We start from the raw sequence: 1,678 nt of genomic DNA, 5'->3' as shown, positions 1-1,678 counted from the left end.
CGGTTAAAGTTCTGGCTCAAACCCACGACATCCCGGTTTTCCAGCCTAAATCCTTGCGCCCGGAAGAGAATCAGTCTCTGGTTTCCGCGCTTGAGGCGGACATTATGGTAGTCGTTGCTTATGGTTTGATCCTGCCAAAAGCCGTGCTTGATATGCCGAAATTGGGCTGCATCAATGTGCATGGCTCATTATTGCCACGCTGGCGTGGCGCAGCACCGATTCAGCGATCTCTTTGGGCAGGTGATACAAAAACAGGTATCACCATCATGCAGATGGATGTCGGCCTTGATACCGGCGATATGCTGCACAAAGTAGAATGTGACATTCTCCCCGAGGATACCAGCGCATCGCTTTACAACAAGCTGGCTGAGCTGGGCCCACAGGGTATGCTTGAAACATTACAGCAGTTGGCGAACGGCTCAGCAAAACCTGAAGTTCAAAGCGAAGAGCACGTAACCTACGCTGAGAAACTCAGCAAGGAAGAAGCCCGCTTAGACTGGAATCTATCGGCCGAACAACTTGAACGCTGTATTCGTGCATTTAACCCATGGCCCGTCAGCTTCTTTATGATTGATGATCAGCCTGTGAAAGTCTGGCAGGCTGAATGTCTGTCAGGAAAAAGCAGCGCTGCACCCGGGACTATTGTTGCTGCCGACAAAAAGGGTATTCAGATTGCAACATCCGATGGCATCCTGAACATCACCCAGTTACAACCCTCAGGTAAAAAAGCAATGTCCGCACAGGATTTGCTGAACTCTCGTCGCGAATGGTTTATCGAAGGCACGCGTTTAGCCTGACCATAACGACTACGCCCGATATTTCGTCGGGCCTTATCTCTTTGATAATGCTGGCTCCGGTCAGCTTTTTTGACTATGAAAACAGCCTATAATCTCCGTAGCATTGCCGCTCAAGCCATCAGCCAGGTTTTGGACAAAGGATTATCCCTGTCCACTGTTCTTCCTGGTCTGCAGAAAAACGTCTCAGAAAAAGATCGCGGACTCCTTCAGGAGCTGTGCTTTGGTACGCTTCGCGTCCTCCCACAGTTGGAATGGTGCTTGCAGCAACTGATGGCAAAACCTCTCACTGGTAAGCAAAGAACATTGCATTACTTACTGATGGTGGGTCTGTATCAGCTGATCCATACCCGGATTCCGGCACACGCCGTACTGGCTGAAACTGTTGACGGTGCCGTTGCGCTAAAACGCCCTCAGTTAAAAGGTCTGATCAACGGCGTGTTGCGTCAGTTTCAGCGGCAGCAGGAAGAATTGCTTCAACGCATGGCCAACAATGACAGCCGCCATCTCCACCCGAGCTGGCTTCTTAACCGCCTGAAAAAAGCTTACCCCACTGACTGGGAAAGTATCGTTGATGCCAATAATCAAAGGCCGCCGATGTGGCTGCGCGTCAACAGGCAGCATCACACACGCGACGAGTACCTACACCTGTTAAACGAAGTACACATCGAAGCAGTTCCGCATCCGGAATACCGCGATGCATTACGGCTGAACACGCCATGTCAGGTAAACCTTCTTCCGGGATTCACAGAAGGCTGGGTCACCGTTCAGGATGCTTCGGCACAAGGCAGTGTTGATCTGCTGGATCCACAGAATGGCGAATTGATCCTCGACTTATGTTGCGCGCCGGGCGGGAAAACTACCCATATTCTGGAAGCTGCACC

At 51.1% G+C, this 1,678-nt stretch carries 2 protein-coding genes; both read left to right on the top strand.

Features of this window, described 5'->3' with window-relative positions; translation table 11 throughout:
• Positions 1-797 (top strand): methionyl-tRNA formyltransferase (gene fmt, locus AC1DUO_RS24720; protein WP_477989262.1); only part of this gene is annotated, 797 nt, incomplete at its 5' end.
• 75 nt (positions 798-872) lie between these two features.
• Positions 873-1,678, top strand: an 806-nt coding sequence (rsmB, locus tag AC1DUO_RS24715) for a 16S rRNA (cytosine(967)-C(5))-methyltransferase RsmB (RefSeq protein ID WP_477989260.1), incomplete at its 3' end; no start/stop codon positions are given.

This window comes from Rahnella sp. P4_A8 (assembly GCF_056402435.1).
Note: the sequence above shows the minus strand (reverse complement) of the source record. Positions and strands in the feature narration are given on the sequence as shown.